We start from the raw sequence: 17,232 nt of genomic DNA on the forward strand, positions 1-17,232 counted from the left end.
GAAGGTGCGCGACGCTCCTGGATCCGAAGATCCGGCTGGATGTCCCGCCTGAGGCGCCGACCGGAGCCGGACACGGGACGCAGCACTGCGCAGGATTCTACAGGGTGCTCAGGACCGCTTTCGACCGAGGCGTTTCCTGGTCCACTCGACCGCGTCCGCGTACCGGGCCTCGGCGCCGTGCCGGGTCGGTTCGTAGTACGTACGGTCCTTCAGCTCCTCCGGGGCGTACTGCTGCTCGGCGATGCCCTCGGGCAGGTCGTGCGGGTAGACGTACCCCTGCGCGTGCCCGAGCTTGGCCGCGCCCTTGTAGTGCCCGTCCCGCAGATGCATCGGCACCGGGCCCGCGTGCCCCTTGCGTACGTCCTCCATGGCGGCGCCGATCGCCGTGGTCGCCGCGTTCGACTTGGGCGCGAGGGCGAGCGCGATGGTGGCGTGGCTGAGGGTGAGCGCGGCCTCCGGGAAGCCGATCATCGCTACGGCCTGGGCGGCGGCGACCGCGATCGGCAGGGCGTTCGGATCGGCGAGGCCGATGTCCTCGCTCGCGGAGATCATCAGGCGGCGGGCGATGAAGCGGGGGTCCTCGCCGGCCTCGATCATGCGGGCCAGGTAGTGCAGGGCCGCGTCGACGTCGGAGCCGCGGATGGACTTGATGAGGGCACTGGCCACGTCGTAGTGCTGGTCGCCGTCGCGGTCGTACTTCACCGCCGCGCGGTCGACCGTCTCCTCCAGGGTCTGGAGGGTGATGTCCGGCTCGCCCTTGTCGAGGGCGGCCCCGGCGGCGGCCTCCAGGGCGGTGAGCGCGCGGCGGGCATCGCCGCCGGCGATGCGCAGCAGGTGGTTCTCGCTGTCCTCGGGGAGCGCGACCGCGTCCTTCAGTCCTCGCTCGTCGGACAGCGCGCGGCGGATCAGGGCGCGCAGGTCGTCGTCCGTGAGGGGTTCGAGGGTGAGGAGGAGGGAGCGGGAGAGCAGCGGGGAGATCACCGAGAAGTACGGGTTCTCCGTGGTCGCCGCGATCAGGGTGATCCAGCGGTTCTCGACGGCCGGGAGGAGGGAGTCCTGCTGGGCCTTGCTGAAGCGGTGGATCTCGTCGAGGAAGAGGACGGTCTCCTTGCCGAAGCCGCCGGTGGCGCGGCGGGCGCCGTCGATGACCGCGCGGACCTCCTTGACGCCGGCGGTGATCGCGGACAGCTCCACGAAGCGCTTGTCGGTGGCCTTGGAGACGACGTAGGCGAGAGTCGTCTTGCCGGTGCCGGGTGGGCCCCAGAGGATCACCGAGGAGGGTCCGGCCGGGCCGCCCGCCCCCTCGCCGACCAGTCTGCGCAGGGGTGAGCCCGGCTTCAGCAGGTGCTGCTGGCCCACGACCTCGTCGAGGGTGCGCGGGCGCATCCGTACCGCCAGGGGACTGCTGGACGGGTCCTTCTCCTGGCGTTCTTCGGCTGCGGCGGTGAACAGGTCGGGCTCCACGTCCAAAACCCTATGTCACGCCACTGACAATGCGGTCGGGGCCGGTCTCAGGCCCAGAGCTGGGTGCCCCAGCGGGTCAGGATCAGCATGGCGATGATGCCGACGTGGGTGACCGGGAGGACCCAGGTGAACTCGCCCAGGAAGTTCTTGACCGGGCGCGGGGCCTTCAGGAAGTCGTTGCGGATGTTGAACGACGTGACGTACCAGAACATGGTGATCGTGGCGACCCAGGCCAGCGAGCACCACAGGCACAGCGCGTTGATCCGGTACAGCGACTGGAACTGCAGCCAAGTGCAGAAGGCCACCCCGAAGAGCGTGCCGAAGTTGAAGGTCAGCCAGTACCAGCGCGGGAACTGGACCCGGGTCAGCAGGCTGATGCCGACGCAGATGACGATGCCGTAGGCGACCAGGCCGAGCATCGGGTTGGGGAAGCCGAAGGCCGCGGCCTGCTTGCTCTCCATGACGCTGCCGCAGGACACGATCGGGTTGATGCTGCAGCTCGGGGTGAACGTCTTCCCGGCGAGCTTGCCCTCAAGGATCTTGAACTTGTCGATCGTGATGACCCAGGCGGCGAGCAGTCCGGCCGCTCCGGTGATCACCAGCAGCACGGCGAAGGCCCGGCTGCTGCCCACCGTCCGCGGCTCTGCGGCCGTGTGCTCCGGCTCGGAGTCGGTGGAGACGTCCTTCACTGTCGTCTTGCTCATCACGCCGATCCGTCACTTGAGAGTTGGACCTTCTTCGGGCAGGGCCATTGTGCCGCACGCGCACCTCTGTCCACCGTTCGATGGACATAAGGAAGTACGCACGGTCGTCCCTGAGCGCTCGATTCCGGACGATGCTCGTCGCATGACAACACAGGCGAACGAACTCGCAGTGGATGTGCGGGGGCTGCGCAAGCAGTACGGGGACGTGACCGCCGTGGACGGAATCGACCTCCAGATCCGCACGGGAGAGGTGTTCGGCCTGCTCGGACCCAACGGGGCGGGCAAGAGCACCACGGTCGAGATCCTCCAGGGCAACCGCGGCCGGGACGCGGGCGAGGTGTCGGTGCTCGGCTCGGACCCGGCGACGGGCACGCGCGCGTGGCGTTCACGGGTCGGAATCGTCTGGCAGGACGAATCGGCACCCGCGGAGTTGACGGTCGGCGAGACGGTACGGCACTTCGCGCGCTACTACCCCCGCCCGCGCGACCCCGAGGAGGTCATCGGCCTGGTGGGTCTGGAGGCCAAGGTGGACAGCCGCATCAAGGCCCTGTCGGGCGGACAGCGCAGGCGTCTCGACGTGGCCCTAGGGGTGATAGGCGGCCCCGATCTCCTCCTCCTGGACGAGCCGACGACCGGTTTCGACCCGGCGGCCCGGCGCCAGTTCTGGGACCTGATCCGCAAGCTCGCCGACGAGGGCACCACGATCCTCCTCACCACCCACTACCTGGAGGAGGCCGAGAACCTGGCCGACCGCCTCGCCATCGTCGCCAAGGGCCGTGTGGTCGCCGAGGGCGAACCGGCCGCCCTGCGCGAACGCCACGGCACCGGAGCCACGGTCGAGTGGACGGACCTGGACGGCACCCCGCGCGCGGAGCACACGGAGACTCCTACCAAGGTCGTAGCCGAACTCATGCACCGCTTCGACGGGGAGATCCCCGGGCTGCTGGTGAGCCGCCCCACCCTGGAGGACGTCTACCTCCGGCTGACCGGACAGGAGGACGCGCGATGACCACGAACACGAACACGACCGCCGTACGGCCGCGGACGAGGACCTCCGGAGACCGGCTGCCCAGTGCCTGGGGACTCGGACTGCGCCGCGGGTCGCTGGAACTCAAACAGTTCTTCCGGCAGCGCGACCAGGTGGTGTTCACCTTCGCCTTCCCGGTCGTCTTCCTCTTCCTGTTCGCGTCGATCTTCAAGGACGACGTCCGGGGCGCGGGCATCAACGCCTCGCAGCTGTACGTCCCGGCCATGATGGCCGCCGGCATCATGTCGACGAGTTTCCAGTCCCTCGGCATCTCGATCGCGATCGAACGCGACGAGAAGGTGCTGCGCCGGCTGCGCGGCACGCCGATGCCACCGGCCGCGTACTTCCTCGGCAAGATCTGGCTGGTTCTGGTCACGGGCCTGATGGAGACGGCGATCCTGCTCTTCGTCGGCACCACGCTCTACGACGTGGACCTGCCCTCGTCCGCGGTGAAGTGGCTGGACTTCGGGTGGATCTTCGTGCTCGGTCTGACGGCGTGCGCGCTGCTCGGCATCGCGGTCAGCTCGGTCCCGAAGTCCGGCAAGAGCGCGACCTCCGTGGTCGTACTCCCCTTCCTGGTCCTGCAGTTCATCTCCGGGGTGTACATCTCCATCGACACCATCCCGGACTGGATGCTCAACATCGGCGCCCTGTTCCCGCTGAAGTGGATGTGCCAGGGGCTGCGCGGGGTGTTCCTGCCCTCGTCGGCGCAGGTGCTGGAGCAGGCCGGGAGTTGGGAGTTCGGGAAGGTCGCGCTGGTGCTCGGGGCGTGGTGCGTCGGAGGATTGCTGCTGTGCCTGCTGACCTTCCGGTGGAAGAACCGGCGCGACGGATGACGGCTCCGCACGGGGTGTCGGGTTCGTACACCTGGGACCGCTCGTTCCGGCTCTGGGACACCTACTTCGCCCTGATCTGGCTGGCCACCCTGGTGTTCGTGCTCGGCACGAGCCAGCCGGGGTGGCCGGTACGCGTCACGGCGGCCGCCCTGCTCGTCCCGCTGATCCCGCTCTACGTCTGGATGGGCCGCCCGGTCCTCCAAGGTGACCCACCGGACGAACGCCGGGCGGTCGGCTACCTCATCGCGGAGATGGCGCTGTTCCTGCCCTCCGCGGTCCTGGTCGGCGAGACCCGGCTGCTGGCCTTCGCCCTCGTCCCGCCCTGCTTCATGGTGCTGCGCCTGCGCTGGGCCCTGATCGCGGTGACCGTGATCAACATCGCGCCCGTGATCGGCTGGGCGCTGCTGTGGTGGCCGGGCGCGCAGGACGTGTTCTTCAATTCCGTCTTCGCGGTGGTCACCCTGGTCTTCTCGATGGCCCTCGGCACCTGGATCATCCGCGTCATCGAACAGAGCCAGGAGCGCGCGGAGTTGATAGCCGAGCTGGACGCCAGCCGCCATGAGGTCTCCCGACTGTCGTCGGCCCACGGCGCGTTGGCCGAACGGGAGCGGATGGCCCGCGAGATCCACGACACCCTCGCCCAGGGCTTCACCAGTCTGCTGATGCTGACCCAGGCGGTGGAGGCGGAGCTGGACGACGATCTGCCGCAGGCCAGGCGGCACTTGGCCCTGATGGACGAGACGGCCCGGCAGAACCTCGCCGAGGCCCGCGCCCTGGTCGCCGGCGGCACACCGGCCGACCTGGAGGGCGCGTCCCTCTCGGACGCCCTGCGCCGACTCGCCGCCCGCCATGACGCGACACTCCAAGTCACCGGGCCGGTGCGTGCGTTGCCCGCCGGGCCGGAGGTGGTGGCTCTGCGGTCCTGTCAGGAGGCGCTCGCCAACGCCCGTAAGCATGCGGGGAGTTCGGCGAAGGTGAACCTTGCGCTGGTGTACGCCGACGAGCAACTCACCGTGTCGGTACGGGACGACGGGTGCGGGTTCGATCCGGCTGCGGTGTCCGGTGGTTACGGTCTGGCGGGGTTGCGGACGCGGGCGGCGGAGGTGGGTGGGACGGCGGTGGTACGGAGTGCGGTGGGCGAGGGGACGACGGTGACGGTACGGCTGCCGGTATCGCCCGCCTCACCTGAATCCCCTGTGCCGCCCGTATCGCCTCTGAGGAGTTCTCGATGATCCGGATCATCCTCGCCGACGACCATCCCGTCGTACGCGAAGGCCTGCGCGCCATGCTCAGCGCCGAACCGGACCTCGATGTCGTCGCCGACGCGTCGAGCGGGCCCCAAGCGGAGGCGCTGGCCGCTGAGTTGAGGCCGGACATCGTGCTGATGGACCTGCGGATGCCGGGTGGCGGAGGGGTCGACTCCATCGTGCGGATGAGCGCGGCCGGGTTGCCGTGCCGGGTGATCGTCCTCACGACGTACGAGACCGACCGGGACATCCTGCGGGCCGTGGAGGCGGGGGCTGCGGGTTACCTGCTGAAGGATCTGCCGCGGGGTGAACTGGCCGACGCGGTACGGGCCGCCGCGCGGGGCGAGACCGTGTTGGCACCGTCTGTGGCGGCGCGGTTGGTGGACCAGCTGCGGACGAAGCCGGAGCGGCCTCGGTTGTCCGAGCGGGAGATCGCGGTGTTGCGGTTGGTGGCGGAGGGGTGCACGAACGCGGAGATCGGGCGGCGGTTGTACATCGGGGAGTCGACGGTGAAGACCCATCTGCTGCGGGTCTTCGGGAAGTTGGGCGTCGATGACCGGACGGCCGCTGTGACTAGTGCGATGCGGTACGGGTTGCTGGACTGAGGATTCTCGCCCCCGCCGCCCCTACCCGTCCCATCCCTGGGGGCTGCCGCCCCCAGACCCCCGCCTCGGCCTGAACGGCCTCGTCCTCAAACGCCGGACGGGCTGAAAAAATCAAGCGCTGGCCGGCGAAAACTCAGCCCCTCCGGCGTTTGAGGAGCGGGGGTCCAGGGGGCAGAGCCCCCTGGCGGGGTCGAAGGGGCGGAGCCCCTGGGGATGGGACGGGTAGGGGCGGCGGGGGCGAAGAAGCCAGGCCTCAGCCCAGCTTCGACTCCAGTTCCGCCACGATCTCGTTCACCCCGACCGCCCGCTGCTCCCCGGACTCCATGTCCTTGAGCTGCACGACACCCTCGGCAAGGTCACGCTCGCCGGCGACGATCGTGTAGCGGGCGCCACTGCGGTTGGCGCTCTTCATGGCACCCTTGAGGCCCTTGGAGCCGTAGGAGAAGTCGGCCGCGATGCCGAGCTTGCGGAGTTCAGTGACCTTGGTGAAGAGGACCCGGCGGGCCTCGTCACCGAGCGGGACGGCGAACACGCTGGTGGACGCGGGGAGTTCGAGTTCGACGCCCTCCGCCTCCAGGGCGAGGACCGTACGGTCGACGCCCAACGCCCAGCCCACGGAAGGCAGTGCGGGACCGCCGATCATCTCGGACAGGCCGTCGTAGCGACCGCCGCCGCCCACCGCGGACTGGGCACCCAGACCGTCGTGGACGAACTCGAAGGTCGTACGGGTGTAGTAGTCCAGGCCGCGGACCAGCTTCGGGTCGTCCTCGAAGACGACGCCCGCAGCAGTGATGAGCTCGCGGACCTCCTCGTGGTACGCCTTGCACGCGTCGCACAGGTAGTCGCGGAGCAGCGGGGCGTCCGTCAACTGCTTCTGGATGTCCGGGCGTTTGTCGTCGAGGACGCGAAGCGGGTTGATGTCCGCGCGGCGGAGCGTCTCCTCGTCGAGGTCCAGGCCCCGAAGGAAATTCTGCAGCGCCTCCCGGTAGACCGGACGGCACTCCTTGTCGCCCAGGCTGTTGAGGATGATGCGGAAGCCCCGCAGGCCCAGGGAGCGGTACGCCTGGTCCGCGAGGATGATCAACTCGGCGTCCAGCGCCGGGTCCTCGGCACCGATCGCCTCGGCGCCGACCTGCGAGAAGTGGCGGTAACGGCCCTTCTGGGGGCGCTCGTAGCGGTAGTAGGAGCCCGAGTACCAGAGCTTCACCGGCAGGTTGCCGAGCTTGTGCAGGTTGGCCTCAAGTGCCGCGCGCAGTACGGAAGCCGTGCCCTCGGGACGCAGGGCGAGCTGGTCGCCGCCCTTGGTCTCGAAGGCGTACATCTCCTTGGTCACGATGTCGGTCGACTCACCGACCCCGCGCGCGAACAGCTCGACGTTCTCGAAGCCGGGCGTCTCGATGTAGCCGTAGCCGGAGTTGCGCAGCGGAGCGGCGATCGCCTCGCGCACGGCGAGGTACTTGGCCGACTCCGGCGGAATCAGGTCGTACGTGCCCTTGGGGGCCTGAAAGGTGCTCACGAAAATCTCGTCACATTCCTCGTCGGGGAGCGTCCTGGGCTCCCTGGCCGCCGGAGGCCACCTCCCGCAGATACGGGTTGGTGGCGCGCTCCTGGCCGATGGTCGTCTGGGGGCCGTGGCCGGACAGCACCACGGTCGAGTCGTCGAGCGGCAGGCACACGCGGGCCAGCGAGTCGAGGATCTCGGCGTGGGAGCCGCCGGGCAGGTCGGTGCGTCCGATGGAGCCGGCGAAGAGCAGATCCCCGGAGAAGAACACGGAGGGGATCTCCGTGGTCTCGGGCATCTGGAAGGTCACCGACCCCTTCGTATGGCCCGGCGCGTGCGCGACCGAGAACTCCAGTCCCGCGAGCGCGAGCCGCGCTCCGTCGGTCAGCTCCTTGACGTCGTCGGGCTCCCCCAGGGTCAGCTCGCCCATCAGCGGCATCCCGATCGAGCGGCCGAGCGCCTTCTCGGGGTCGCTCATCATGTAGCGGTCCTCGGGGTGGATCCAGGCCGGCACGTCGTGCGCGCCGCACACCGGGACGACCGAGGCCACATGGTCGATGTGGCCATGGGTGAGGACGACCGCGACGGGCTTGAGCCGATGCTTCCTGAGCGCTTCCTCGACTCCCTGGGCGGCCTGATGGCCCGGGTCGATGATCACGCACTCCTCACCGGCGGCGGGGGCGACGAGATAACAGTTCGTCCCCCAGGCCCCGGCGGGGAACCCGGCAATGAGCACGATCGTCCTTCGTTGTGTCGATACGGGAGGGGATAAGGATCCCTGCGTCAGTGGTCAGAGCCTACCGGCGCTGCCGAATCCTCAGCGAACCCATATACGGTACGGGGCACACGCAGGCGGTCGGCTCACAAGACGCACGCGTCCCAGTCGACGTACGAGACGCATGAGGAGAGAATCCGGTGGTCACCCAGGAACAGCGGAAGCGGCAGCTCGCGCGGGAGAAGTTCTTGCGGCAGCAGCAGCGGCGTACGTCCGCTCGACGCAAGGCGCGCATGCGCAACTCGGTGATCGCGTCGGTGCTCGGCGTGATCGTGATCGGCAGTGTGGCGCTGTACACGACCGGGGTCCTGAAGAACGACGACAAGTCCAACGCGAGCGCGGACGTGACGCCCACGCCCAGCGCCTCGGCGACGAAGAAGGCGCCGGACCCGTGCGCGAAGCCGGCGGCCGGCAAGATCAAGACGGAGACCTGGAAGAAGGAGCCGGCGGTCACGATCGACAAGTCGGCGAAGTACACGATGAAGCTCGCGACGACCTGCGGTGACATCGACATCGCGCTGAAGACGTCGGCCGCGCCGCACACCGTGAACTCGTTCGACTTCCTTGCGGGCAAGGGCTTCTTCGACCACACGAAGTGCCACCGGCTCACCACCAGCGGCATCTACGTGCTGCAGTGCGGCGACCCGACGGGCGCGGGCAGCGGCGGTCCCGGGTACACGATCCCGGACGAGAACCTGAAGGACACCAGCCTCAAGGGCGGGACCTACCCGGCGGGCACGGTGGCGATGGCGAACACCGGTCAGAAGCACACCGGCGGCAGCCAGTTCTTCCTCGTGTACAAGGCCAGCACGCTGCCGGCGAGTTACACCCCGTTCGGTACCATCTCGGCCTCCGGGATGAAGGTCCTGAACAAGATCGCGGCCGCTGGTGAGAGCACGGGCGCGGGCGACGGAGCACCGAACGCGACGGTCGTGATCAACAAGGCGACCGTCACGAAATCCTGACCGTCAACAGCGAAATTTCGGTCGCGCGGGATGCGGACAGGCAACCCGCCGGTCGCCTATGTTGGCCGTGACGAAACTGTGGACGATGCCCGGGGGCACAGAGGCCCTGTGCAGGCATCATGTGGAGGAGGCGCTGTGAGCAGCGACCCGTGGGGACGCGTCGACGAGACGGGGACCGTGTACGTGCGTACGGCCGACGGCGAGCAGGTCGTCGGTTCCTGGCAGGCCGGCTCCCCCGAGGAGGCGCTGGCCTACTTCGAGCGCAAGTACGAAGGCCTGGTTGTCGAGATCGGCCTCCTCGAAAAGCGCGTGAAGACCACCGACCTGTCGGCGAAGGACGCGCAGGCCGCCGTCGACCATCTCCGTGAGCAGGTCGACGCCCACCACGCGGTGGGCGACCTGGCGGCGCTCGGCGTCCGGCTGGACAAGCTGGTGGAGACCGTCGACGCGCGCCGCGAGGAGCGCAAGCAGCAGCGCGCCAAGCAGTCCGACGAGGCCCGGCACTCCAAGGAGGCGCTGGTCGTCGAGGCGGAGGAGCTGGCGCAGTCCGACCAGTGGCGGGCGGCCGGCGAGCGGCTGCGCGCGCTGGTGGACACCTGGAAGGGTCTGCCGCGCCTGGACCGCAAGTCGGACGACGAGCTGTGGCACCGCTTCTCGCACGCCCGGTCGGCCTTCTCCAAGCGCCGCAAGGCGCACTTCGCGTCGCTGGACGCGCAGCGCGAGGACGCCCGCAAGACCAAGGAGAAGCTGGTCGCCGAGGCCGAGGGTCTGTCGGCCTCGACGGACTGGGGTCCCACGGCCGCTCGGTACCGCGAGCTGATGGCCGACTGGAAGGCGGCGGGCCGCGCCCAGCGCGAGCACGAGGACGATCTGTGGAACCGTTTCCGCGGCGCCCAGGACGTCTTCTTCGCCGCCCGCAGCTCGGTCTTCGCCGAGCGGGACGCCGAGCAGACGGAGAACCTGAAGCTCAAGGAGGAGCTGGCCGAGGAGGCCGAGAAGCTCCTGCCGGTCACCGACCTGAAGGCGGCCCGCGCGGCCTTCCGCTCGATCAACGAGCGCTGGGAGGCCATCGGCCATGTGCCGCGTGACTCCCGCCCGAAGGTCGAGGGCCGGATGCACACGATCGAGCGGGCCCTCCAGGAGTCCGAGGAGACCGAGTGGCGCCGGACGAACCCGGAGGCACGCGCGCGTGCCGAGGGTCTGACCGGTCAGCTCCAGGCCGCCGTGGACAAGCTCACGGGCCAGATCGAGCAGGCCCGCGCGCAGGGCAACACCTCCCGCGCCGACAAGCTCCAGCGCGAGCTGGAGGGCCGCCAGGCCCTGCTGGAGCAGGCTCTGAAGGGCCTCCAGGAGTTCGGCGGCTGACCGTCCGCACGCATCAAGAAGGGGCTCCCGTACGCACCGTACGGGAGCCCCTTCTTCGTATGCCCTACGTCTTGTTGCGCGCCGACGTCACGCGGTAGACGTCGTAGACCCCCTCCACGCCCCTGACGGCCTTCAGGACGTGGCCCAGGTGCTTGGGGTCGCCCATCTCGAAGGTGAAGCGGGAGGTGGCCACACGGTCGCGCGAGGTCTGGACGGCCGCGGAGAGGATGTTGACGTGCTGGTCGGACAGGACGCGGGTGACGTCCGAGAGGAGCCGGGAGCGGTCCAGGGCCTCCACCTGGATGGCGACCAGGAAGACCGAGGACTGGGTGGGCGCCCACTCGACTTCCAGGATGCGCTCGGGCTCGCGGGACAGTGACTCGACGTTGACGCAGTCGCTGCGGTGAACCGATACACCGCTGCCCCGCGTGACGAAACCGATGATGGGGTCGCCGGGGACGGGCGTACAACAGCGGGCCAGCTTGACCCACACGTCGTCGACGCCCTTGACGACGACACCGGGGTCGGCGTTCGACCGGCGCTTGCGCCCTCGGCCGTGCGCCGGCGGCACGCTCTCGTCGATCTCCTCGGTGGCCGCCTCCTCGCCGCCGAGCGCCTGCACCAGCTTCTGTACGACGTTCTGCGCGGCCACATGGCCCTCGCCGATCGCCGCGTACAGCGAGGAGATGTCGGGGTAGCGCATCTCGTGCGCGAGCGTGACGAGGGAGTCGCCAGTGAGGATGCGCTGGATCGGCAGGTTCTGTTTGCGCATCGCGCGGGCGATGGCGTCCTTGCCCTGCTCGATCGCCTCGTCACGGCGCTCCTTGGAGAACCAGGCTCTGATCTTGTTGCGGGCGCGCGGCGACTTGACGAAGCCGAGCCAGTCGCGGGAGGGGCCCGCGCCGGGTGCCTTGGAAGTGAAGACCTCCACCAAGTCGCCGTTGTCCAGGGTGGATTCGAGCGGTACGAGCCGCCCGTTGACCCGTGCTCCTATGGTCCGGTGGCCGACCTCGGTGTGCACCGCGTACGAGAAGTCCACCGGGGTGGCGCCCGCCGGCAGCGCTATCACGTCGCCCTTCGGCGTGAAGACGAAGACCTCGTTGCGGGACAGGTCGAAGCGCAGGGAATCCAGGAACTCGCCCGGGTCCTCGGTCTCCTTCTGCCAGTCGAGCAGCTGGCGCAGCCACGCCATGTCGTTGAGGTGGTCGTCCTTGCCGGTGGTCCGGGGCGTCTCCGCGCGCACCTTGGAGGTGCCGGCGACGGCCTCCTGCTTGTACTTCCAGTGCGCGGCGATGCCGTACTCGGCGCGGCGGTGCATGTCGAACGTGCGGATCTGGAGCTCGACGGGCTTGCCGTTGGGGCCGATCACCGTGGTGTGCAGCGACTGGTACATGTTGAACTTGGGCATCGCGATGTAGTCCTTGAACCGGCCGGGGACCGGGTTCCATCGCGCGTGCACGGTGCCGAGGGCCGCGTAGCAGTCGCGGACGGTGTCCACGAGGACGCGGATGCCCACCAGGTCGTAGATCTCCGCGAAGTCGCGGCCGCGGACGATCATCTTCTGGTAGACGCTGTAGTAGTGCTTCGGGCGGCCGGTGACGGTCGCCTTGATGCGGGCGGCGCGCAGGTCGGTCTGGACCTCGTCGGTCACTATGGCCAGGTACTCGTCACGCTTCGGTGCCCGCTCGGCCACCAGCCGGACGATCTCGTCGTACATCTTGGGGTAGAGGATCGCGAAGGCGAGGTCCTCCAGCTCCCACTTGATGGTGTTCATGCCCAGGCGATGGGCGAGCGGCGCGTAGATCTCCAGCGTCTCGCGCGCCTTCTTCTCCTGCTTCTCGCGCTTGAGGTAGCGCATGGTGCGCATGTTGTGCAGGCGGTCGGCGAGCTTGATGACCAGGACGCGCGGGTCCTTGGCCATCGCTACGACCATCTTGCGGACGGTCTCGGCCTGCGCGGCCTCGCCGAACTTGACCTTGTCCAGCTTGGTGACGCCGTCGACGAGGAGGGCCACGGAGTCGCCGAAGTCGCGGCGGAGCTGGTCGAGGCCGTACTCGGTGTCCTCGACGGTGTCGTGCAGCAGGCCGGCCATCAACGTGGCCGGGTCCATGCCGAGTTCGGCGAGGATCGTGGTGACGGCGAGCGGGTGCGTGATGTACGGGTCGCCGCTCTTGCGCTTCTGGCCGCGGTGCCAGCGCTCGGCGACCTGGTAGGCGCTCTCGACCTGGCGGAGGGTGGCCGTCTCGATCTTCGGGTCGTTGCTGCGCACTATCCGCAGCAGGGGCTCCAGGACCGGGTTGTACGGGTTGGAGCGCTGGACACCGAGGCGGGCGAGACGGGCGCGGACGCGGTTGGAGGAGCCGCCGCCGGTACGTGCGGGCTGGCCGGCCGTGGGACGGGGCGCGGGAGGAGTGGCCGCCGGGCGCTCGGCCGGAGCCGGCTTGGGGCGCGCGGGCTCGGCCGCCTTGTCGGCGGGCGCCGACCGGTCGTGCTCCGCCGCCGGGCGCGGTTCGGCCGATGCGGTGCTCGCAGGTGCGGTGCTCGCGCTCGTGGCGGGCTCCGCCGCGGGGCCCGGGGTGGGCTCGGGCTTGGCGGCGGTCAGGGGCTGGGCCTCGTCTGCCAAGAGGACTCCTCGTGCGCGATCCGGGTCCCCCGGTCAGGCTCCGGAGTGCCCATGGTAGCGATCCCGGGCTCCGGGCTCGCCTTCAGGCCGATGTGAGGGCCTGCTACCGGTGAAACACGAGAGGCTGCCGCCGGCATTCCGGAGGTGACGTCAGGGCGCCCTGACGGTGTCCGGCGGGGGTGTTTCCGGGCGGGCGGCGGGGGGGCCGGAGTTGCCTAGCCGATTGTGGCACCGTCGTGGCTCGTCCGGGCGGGCGATGGTGGCCCGGAGGTACGTGGCCGATCCGGCGACGGGGGCCGGAGGGACCTGGCCAAGCGCGGCGCCATCGCCGCGCGTCCGGGCGCAGGACGGCGGACCGGAGGTACCTGGCCGATCGCGGCACCATGGTGGCTCGTCCGGGGAGGGGACCGGGGAGGGGCCGGAGGTACCTGGCCGACCGCCGCGCCATCGTGGCTCGTCGCGCCCACGCGGTGGAGCCGCACATGGACAGCCCCGTGCCCAGAGGGGCACGGAAACGGCCGCCCCGGTGATACCGGGGCGGCCGTTCTCGAATCGTCGCAGGACGTGCTGTCGGCGTCAGACCACCAGCAGCGCTTCCAGCGGGGCGCCTTCCAGGGCCGGTTCCAGGCGGGCGCGGCCCGCGAGGAAGCCCAGTTCCATCAGGACCGCGACGCCGGCGACCTGCGCGCCCGCCCTGCGGATCAGCTGGAGGGATGCCTCGGCGGTGCCGCCCGTGGCCAGGACGTCGTCGACGACCAGGACGCGGTCTCCCGCGCTCAGGTCCTCGGCGTGCACCTCGATCTCGGCGGAGCCGTACTCCAGGTCGTACGACTGGCTGAGGGTCGCTCCGGGGAGCTTGCCCGCCTTGCGTACGGGGATGAAGCCGACGCCCGCGCGGACGGCCACCGGGGCGCCGAGGATGAACCCGCGGGCCTCCAGGCCCACGACCTTCGTCGCACCGGTGCTCACGACGAACTCGGCGAGCGCGTCGGTGAGCGCCGTGAACGCGGCCGGGTCCGCCAGGAGCGGCGTGATGTCCTTGAACATCACGCCCGGCTCCGGGTAGTCGGCCACATCGCGGATACGGCTGAGCAGCAGCTCCTGGATGTCCGTCATCGACGCTTCCCCGAGGGACGGCCACGACCGCGGTTGCGGGACGCCGGCTGGGTGCGCGGGCCCACGACCGCCGCCGTGTCCTCGTCGTCGTAGTCGTCGTCCGAGCGGTCGGTGACCTCGGGCTCGACGGGCTCGCCCTGCGTGGCAGCCTGGGCGCGCTTCGCGAGGACGCGCTTCCTGAGCGCCTTGATCTGCGGCTCGGCCTCCTTGAGGTCGGCGACGAGCGGCGTGGCGATGAAGATCGACGAGTACGCACCGGCCGCGAGGCCGACGAACAGCGACAGCGAGATGTCGTTGAGGACACCCGCGCCCAGGAAGCCGCCACCGATGAACAGCAGGGCCCCGACCGGCAGCAGCGCGACGACCGTGGTGTTGATGGAACGCACCAGGGTGCCGTTGATCGACCGGTTGGCGATGTCGCTGTAGGTCCAGCGGGTCTGCTTGGTGATGTCCTTGGTCTGCTCCTTGAGGCTGTCGAAGACGACGACCGTGTCGTAGAGCGAGTAACCGAGGATGGTCAGCAGACCGATCACCGTGCCGGGCGTGACCTCGAAGCCGACGAGGGCGTAGATGCCGATGGTGATGGTGATGTCGTGGATCAGGGCGACGAGCGCGGCCAGGGCCATGCGCCACTCGAAGGCGATCGCCAGATAGATCACGACCAGCACCATGAAGATCGCCAGGCCCTCCCAGGCCTTGTTGGCGACCTGGTCACCCCAGCTGGGACCGACCAGGTCCGCTGCGATGTTCTCGGAGCTGACGTCGAGGTCCTTCGCCAGCTTCGTCTTGATGCTGTCGGACTTGTCGGTGTCGATGCCCGCGATCTGGATGCGCAGGCTGCCGTCGCCGAGCTTCTGGACGACCGCGTCGTGGCCGGAGGCGTCCTCGGCGTACTTCTCCGCCTGGCTCACCGAGGCGCTCATGTGCTTCGGCGTGGTGAAGGCGGCGCCGCCCTGGAACTCGATGCCCATGTTCAGGCCGCGCACCGTCAGGCCGAGGATGGCCGTGATGGTGATCAGGATCGAGATGCCGTACCAGATCTTGCGATTGCCGACGAAGTCGTACCCGACCTCGCCACGGTGCAGTCGGGCGCCGAGGTTGCCGAGCTTCGACATCTCACGCCTCCTTCGGGTCGACGGGGGCGGAGGGACGGCGGGTGCGGCGCAGCGGCGGCTTGGCGCCCAGCGCCTTCGGGTCGATGCCGGACCACTTGTGGCCGTCCGCGAAGAACTTCCGGCGGGCGAGGATCGTCATCAGCGGCTTGGTGAAGAGGAAGACGACGACCACGTCGAGCACGGTGGTCAGACCGAGGGTGAACGCGAAGCCCTGGACCTTGCCGACGGTGACGATGAACAGCACCGCGGCGGCGAGGAACGACACGAAGTCGGAGACCAGGATGGTGCGCCGGGCACGGGGCCAGGCCCGCTCGACGGAGGGGCGCAGCGAGCGGCCCTCGCGGATCTCGTCCCGGATGCGTTCGAAGAACACGATGAACGAGTCCGCGGTGATACCGATCGCGACGATCGCACCGCAGACCGCCGGCAGGTTCAGCGCGAAGCCGATACCCGGGCCGAGCAGCGCCATGATCACGTACGTGAGGATCGCGGAGACCAGCAGCGAGGGGATCGCGATGACCGACAGGCCGCGGTAGAAGATCAGCAGGTAGATGACGACCAGCGCGAGGCCGATCGCGCCCGCGATCAGACCGGCGTGCAGCTGCTCACCGCCGAGGGCCGCGGTCACCGTGGTGACGCTGTCCTCCTTGAAGGTCAGCGGCAGGGCGCCGTACGACAGCATGTTGGCGAGGCTCTGGGCCTCTTCCTGGGTGAAGCTGCCGGAGATCTCCGCGCTGCCGCCGGTGATCGACGAGCTGACGGACGGGCTGGAGACGACCTGGCCGTCGAGGACGATGCCGAACTCGTTCTGCGGGGCGGTGTTCTTCGCCAGTTCACCGGTGACCTTGGCGAACTTGTCGCCGCCCTTGCCGGTGAAGTCCATGGTGACCTGCCAGCCGGCGGCAGTCGTCGTGTTCAGGACGGCCGCGGCCTTCTTGACGTCGGTGCCGTCGACGGCGGCGGGGCCGAGCACGTACTTGTACCAGACGCCCGAGACCTGGCCGCAGGCCACGGTCGCGTCGCCGGCCTTGGCGGTCTTGCCGGCGGTGTTCTGGACCGACTTCTTGGAGCAGTCGAGCGCGGTGTACTGAGCCTCAAGCTTGGCGGCCGCCGCGCTGGCGGCGGCGCTGCTGCTCGCCGACGGGGTGGCGCTGGCCGAGGCCGAGGCACTGGGGCTCGCGGACGAGGTGGAGTCGGCCTTCAGCGCGTCGCTGGCGGCACGGCCCTGAGAGGTGGCAGTGGCCGTCGGCGTCGCGGAGCCGGTCGAGGAGGCGGTCGCCTTGGAGCTGGCCGTGCTCGACGGGCTGCTGGAGGCGCTGCTGGACGCGCTCGGCGACGGGGTCGTCGTCGCGGCGCCCGTGGAGGCCTCCGTGGCCAGGACCGGGCGGAAGTACAGCTTGGCGGTCGTACCGACCTGCTGCCGCGCCTCCTCCGAGTTCGTGCCCTTCGGGATATTGACGATGATGTTCCTGGAGCCCTGGGTCTGGACCTCGGCCTCCGAGACACCAAGACCATTGACACGGCGGTTCATGATGTCGACCGCGGTGTCCATGTTGGTCTTGTTGATCGACGATTCCTCGCCGGGCTGGGCCACCGCCCGCAGGGTGATGCTCGTGCCGCCGGCCAGGTCGATGCCGAGACGCGGAGTGTTGTGCCCGGATGCGAACATGCCACCGGTGAGCGCCACGATGGCGATCAGGATGAGGGCCAGCGAGCGCCACGGCTTGCTCTGGGCGCTCGCGCTGCGGCCCCTCTTAGGTGCTGCCACCTTCTCGTACTCCCTCTCGGGCCGCTCCACGCCGGGTCAGCGCGGCTACGGCCATGACATGGTGTCGGGATCCCGTGCGAGCGACGCACGTACCCGGGTGCGCGGGGCGCGAGCGGGTCGC

At 69.5% G+C, this 17,232-nt stretch carries 14 protein-coding genes; 6 read left to right on the plus strand and 8 right to left on the minus strand.

Annotation, left to right across the window (positions count from 1 at the left end; genetic code table 11):
- Positions 1–108 precede the first annotated feature (108 nt).
- Both OG496_RS13915 and OG496_RS13920 read right to left on the minus strand, forming a co-directional pair.
- Positions 109–1,464: a replication-associated recombination protein A gene (locus tag OG496_RS13915; RefSeq protein WP_327405422.1), complete on the minus strand. Its 1,356-nt coding sequence runs from the start codon at positions 1,462–1,464 to the stop codon at positions 109–111.
- Positions 1,465–1,511: 47 nt separating this feature from the next.
- Complete coding sequence (locus OG496_RS13920; protein WP_366495498.1) at positions 1,512–2,168, minus strand: vitamin K epoxide reductase family protein; 657 nt, start codon at positions 2,166–2,168, stop codon at positions 1,512–1,514.
- Between the two features lie 142 nt (positions 2,169–2,310).
- Between OG496_RS13920 and OG496_RS13925 the strand changes: the two genes are divergently transcribed.
- From OG496_RS13925 to OG496_RS13940, 4 genes are read left to right on the plus strand one after another with little or no spacing between them, the layout of a single operon-like run.
- Positions 2,311–3,177 (plus strand): ABC transporter ATP-binding protein, encoded by an 867-nt coding sequence (locus OG496_RS13925; protein ID WP_405971084.1) that lies wholly within the window; start codon positions 2,311–2,313, stop codon positions 3,175–3,177.
- On the plus strand, positions 3,174–4,031 hold the full coding sequence (locus OG496_RS13930) for an ABC transporter permease (RefSeq protein WP_405971085.1): 858 nt from the start codon (positions 3,174–3,176) through the stop codon (positions 4,029–4,031). Before OG496_RS13925 ends, OG496_RS13930 begins: the two co-directional genes overlap by 4 nt.
- Positions 4,028–5,263 (plus strand): sensor histidine kinase, encoded by a 1,236-nt coding sequence (locus OG496_RS13935; RefSeq protein ID WP_405971086.1) that lies wholly within the window; start codon positions 4,028–4,030, stop codon positions 5,261–5,263. The genes OG496_RS13930 and OG496_RS13935 overlap by 4 nt, the downstream gene beginning before the upstream one ends.
- Positions 5,260–5,883, plus strand: coding sequence for a response regulator transcription factor (locus OG496_RS13940; RefSeq protein ID WP_366495501.1), 624 nt, complete (start codon positions 5,260–5,262; stop codon positions 5,881–5,883). Before OG496_RS13935 ends, OG496_RS13940 begins: the two co-directional genes overlap by 4 nt.
- A gap of 253 nt (positions 5,884–6,136) precedes the next feature.
- On the opposite strand, the gene hisS is transcribed toward OG496_RS13940, so the two are convergent.
- Positions 6,137–7,399: a histidine--tRNA ligase gene (hisS, locus tag OG496_RS13945; RefSeq protein ID WP_366495502.1), complete on the minus strand. Its 1,263-nt coding sequence runs from the start codon at positions 7,397–7,399 to the stop codon at positions 6,137–6,139.
- Between the two features lie 10 nt (positions 7,400–7,409).
- Positions 7,410–8,120 (minus strand): MBL fold metallo-hydrolase, encoded by a 711-nt coding sequence (locus OG496_RS13950; RefSeq protein ID WP_405971087.1) that lies wholly within the window; start codon positions 8,118–8,120, stop codon positions 7,410–7,412.
- Positions 8,121–8,299: 179 nt separating this feature from the next.
- On the opposite strand from OG496_RS13950, the gene OG496_RS13955 reads away from it, so the two are divergent.
- Both OG496_RS13955 and OG496_RS13960 read left to right on the plus strand, forming a co-directional pair.
- Complete coding sequence (locus tag OG496_RS13955; protein ID WP_405971088.1) at positions 8,300–9,124, plus strand: peptidylprolyl isomerase; 825 nt, start codon at positions 8,300–8,302, stop codon at positions 9,122–9,124.
- Between the two features lie 135 nt (positions 9,125–9,259).
- Positions 9,260–10,489, plus strand: a complete 1,230-nt coding sequence (locus OG496_RS13960) for a DUF349 domain-containing protein (RefSeq protein WP_366495505.1) — start codon at positions 9,260–9,262, stop codon at positions 10,487–10,489.
- A 64-nt stretch (positions 10,490–10,553) separates the two neighbouring features.
- Here the strand turns inward: OG496_RS13960 and OG496_RS13965 are convergent, their stop codons facing one another.
- The 4 genes from OG496_RS13965 to secD all read right to left on the minus strand — a co-directional run bounded on the left by OG496_RS13965 (position 10,554) and on the right by secD (position 17,111).
- A complete protein-coding gene (locus tag OG496_RS13965) occupies positions 10,554–13,112 on the minus strand; it encodes a RelA/SpoT family protein (RefSeq protein ID WP_405971089.1) in 2,559 nt (852 codons plus the stop codon).
- 576 nt (positions 13,113–13,688) lie between these two features.
- A complete protein-coding gene (locus OG496_RS13970) occupies positions 13,689–14,228 on the minus strand; it encodes an adenine phosphoribosyltransferase (RefSeq protein WP_405971090.1) in 540 nt (179 codons plus the stop codon).
- Positions 14,225–15,343: a protein translocase subunit SecF gene (secF, locus tag OG496_RS13975; RefSeq protein WP_405971091.1), complete on the minus strand. Its 1,119-nt coding sequence runs from the start codon at positions 15,341–15,343 to the stop codon at positions 14,225–14,227. Before secF ends, OG496_RS13970 begins: the two co-directional genes overlap by 4 nt.
- A 1-nt stretch (position 15,344) precedes the next feature.
- The gene (gene secD, locus OG496_RS13980) at positions 15,345–17,111 is read right to left on the minus strand and encodes a protein translocase subunit SecD (RefSeq protein ID WP_405971092.1); all 1,767 of its coding nucleotides are present in this window, start codon (positions 17,109–17,111) and stop codon (positions 15,345–15,347) included.
- Between the last annotated feature and the right edge of the window lie 121 nt (positions 17,112–17,232).

This window comes from Streptomyces sp. NBC_00988 (assembly GCF_045162645.1).
Taxonomy (GTDB): domain Bacteria; phylum Actinomycetota; class Actinomycetes; order Streptomycetales; family Streptomycetaceae; genus Streptomyces.

Excerpts from the sequence above, each read along its gene's own strand:
- OG496_RS13940 (WP_366495501.1), top strand. The coding sequence starts at position 5,260 with ATGATCCGGATCATCCTCGCCGACGACCATCCCGTCGTACGCGAAGGC.
- OG496_RS13930 (WP_405971085.1), top strand. The coding sequence starts at position 3,174 with ATGACCACGAACACGAACACGACCGCCGTACGGCCGCGGACGAGGACC.
- OG496_RS13935 (WP_405971086.1), top strand. The coding sequence starts at position 4,028 with ATGACGGCTCCGCACGGGGTGTCGGGTTCGTACACCTGGGACCGCTCG.
- OG496_RS13920 (WP_366495498.1), bottom strand. The coding sequence starts at position 2,168 with ATGAGCAAGACGACAGTGAAGGACGTCTCCACCGACTCCGAGCCGGAG.
- OG496_RS13925 (WP_405971084.1), top strand. The coding sequence starts at position 2,311 with ATGACAACACAGGCGAACGAACTCGCAGTGGATGTGCGGGGGCTGCGC.
- OG496_RS13970 (WP_405971090.1), bottom strand. The coding sequence starts at position 14,228 with ATGACGGACATCCAGGAGCTGCTGCTCAGCCGTATCCGCGATGTGGCC.
- secF (WP_405971091.1), bottom strand. The coding sequence starts at position 15,343 with ATGTCGAAGCTCGGCAACCTCGGCGCCCGACTGCACCGTGGCGAGGTC.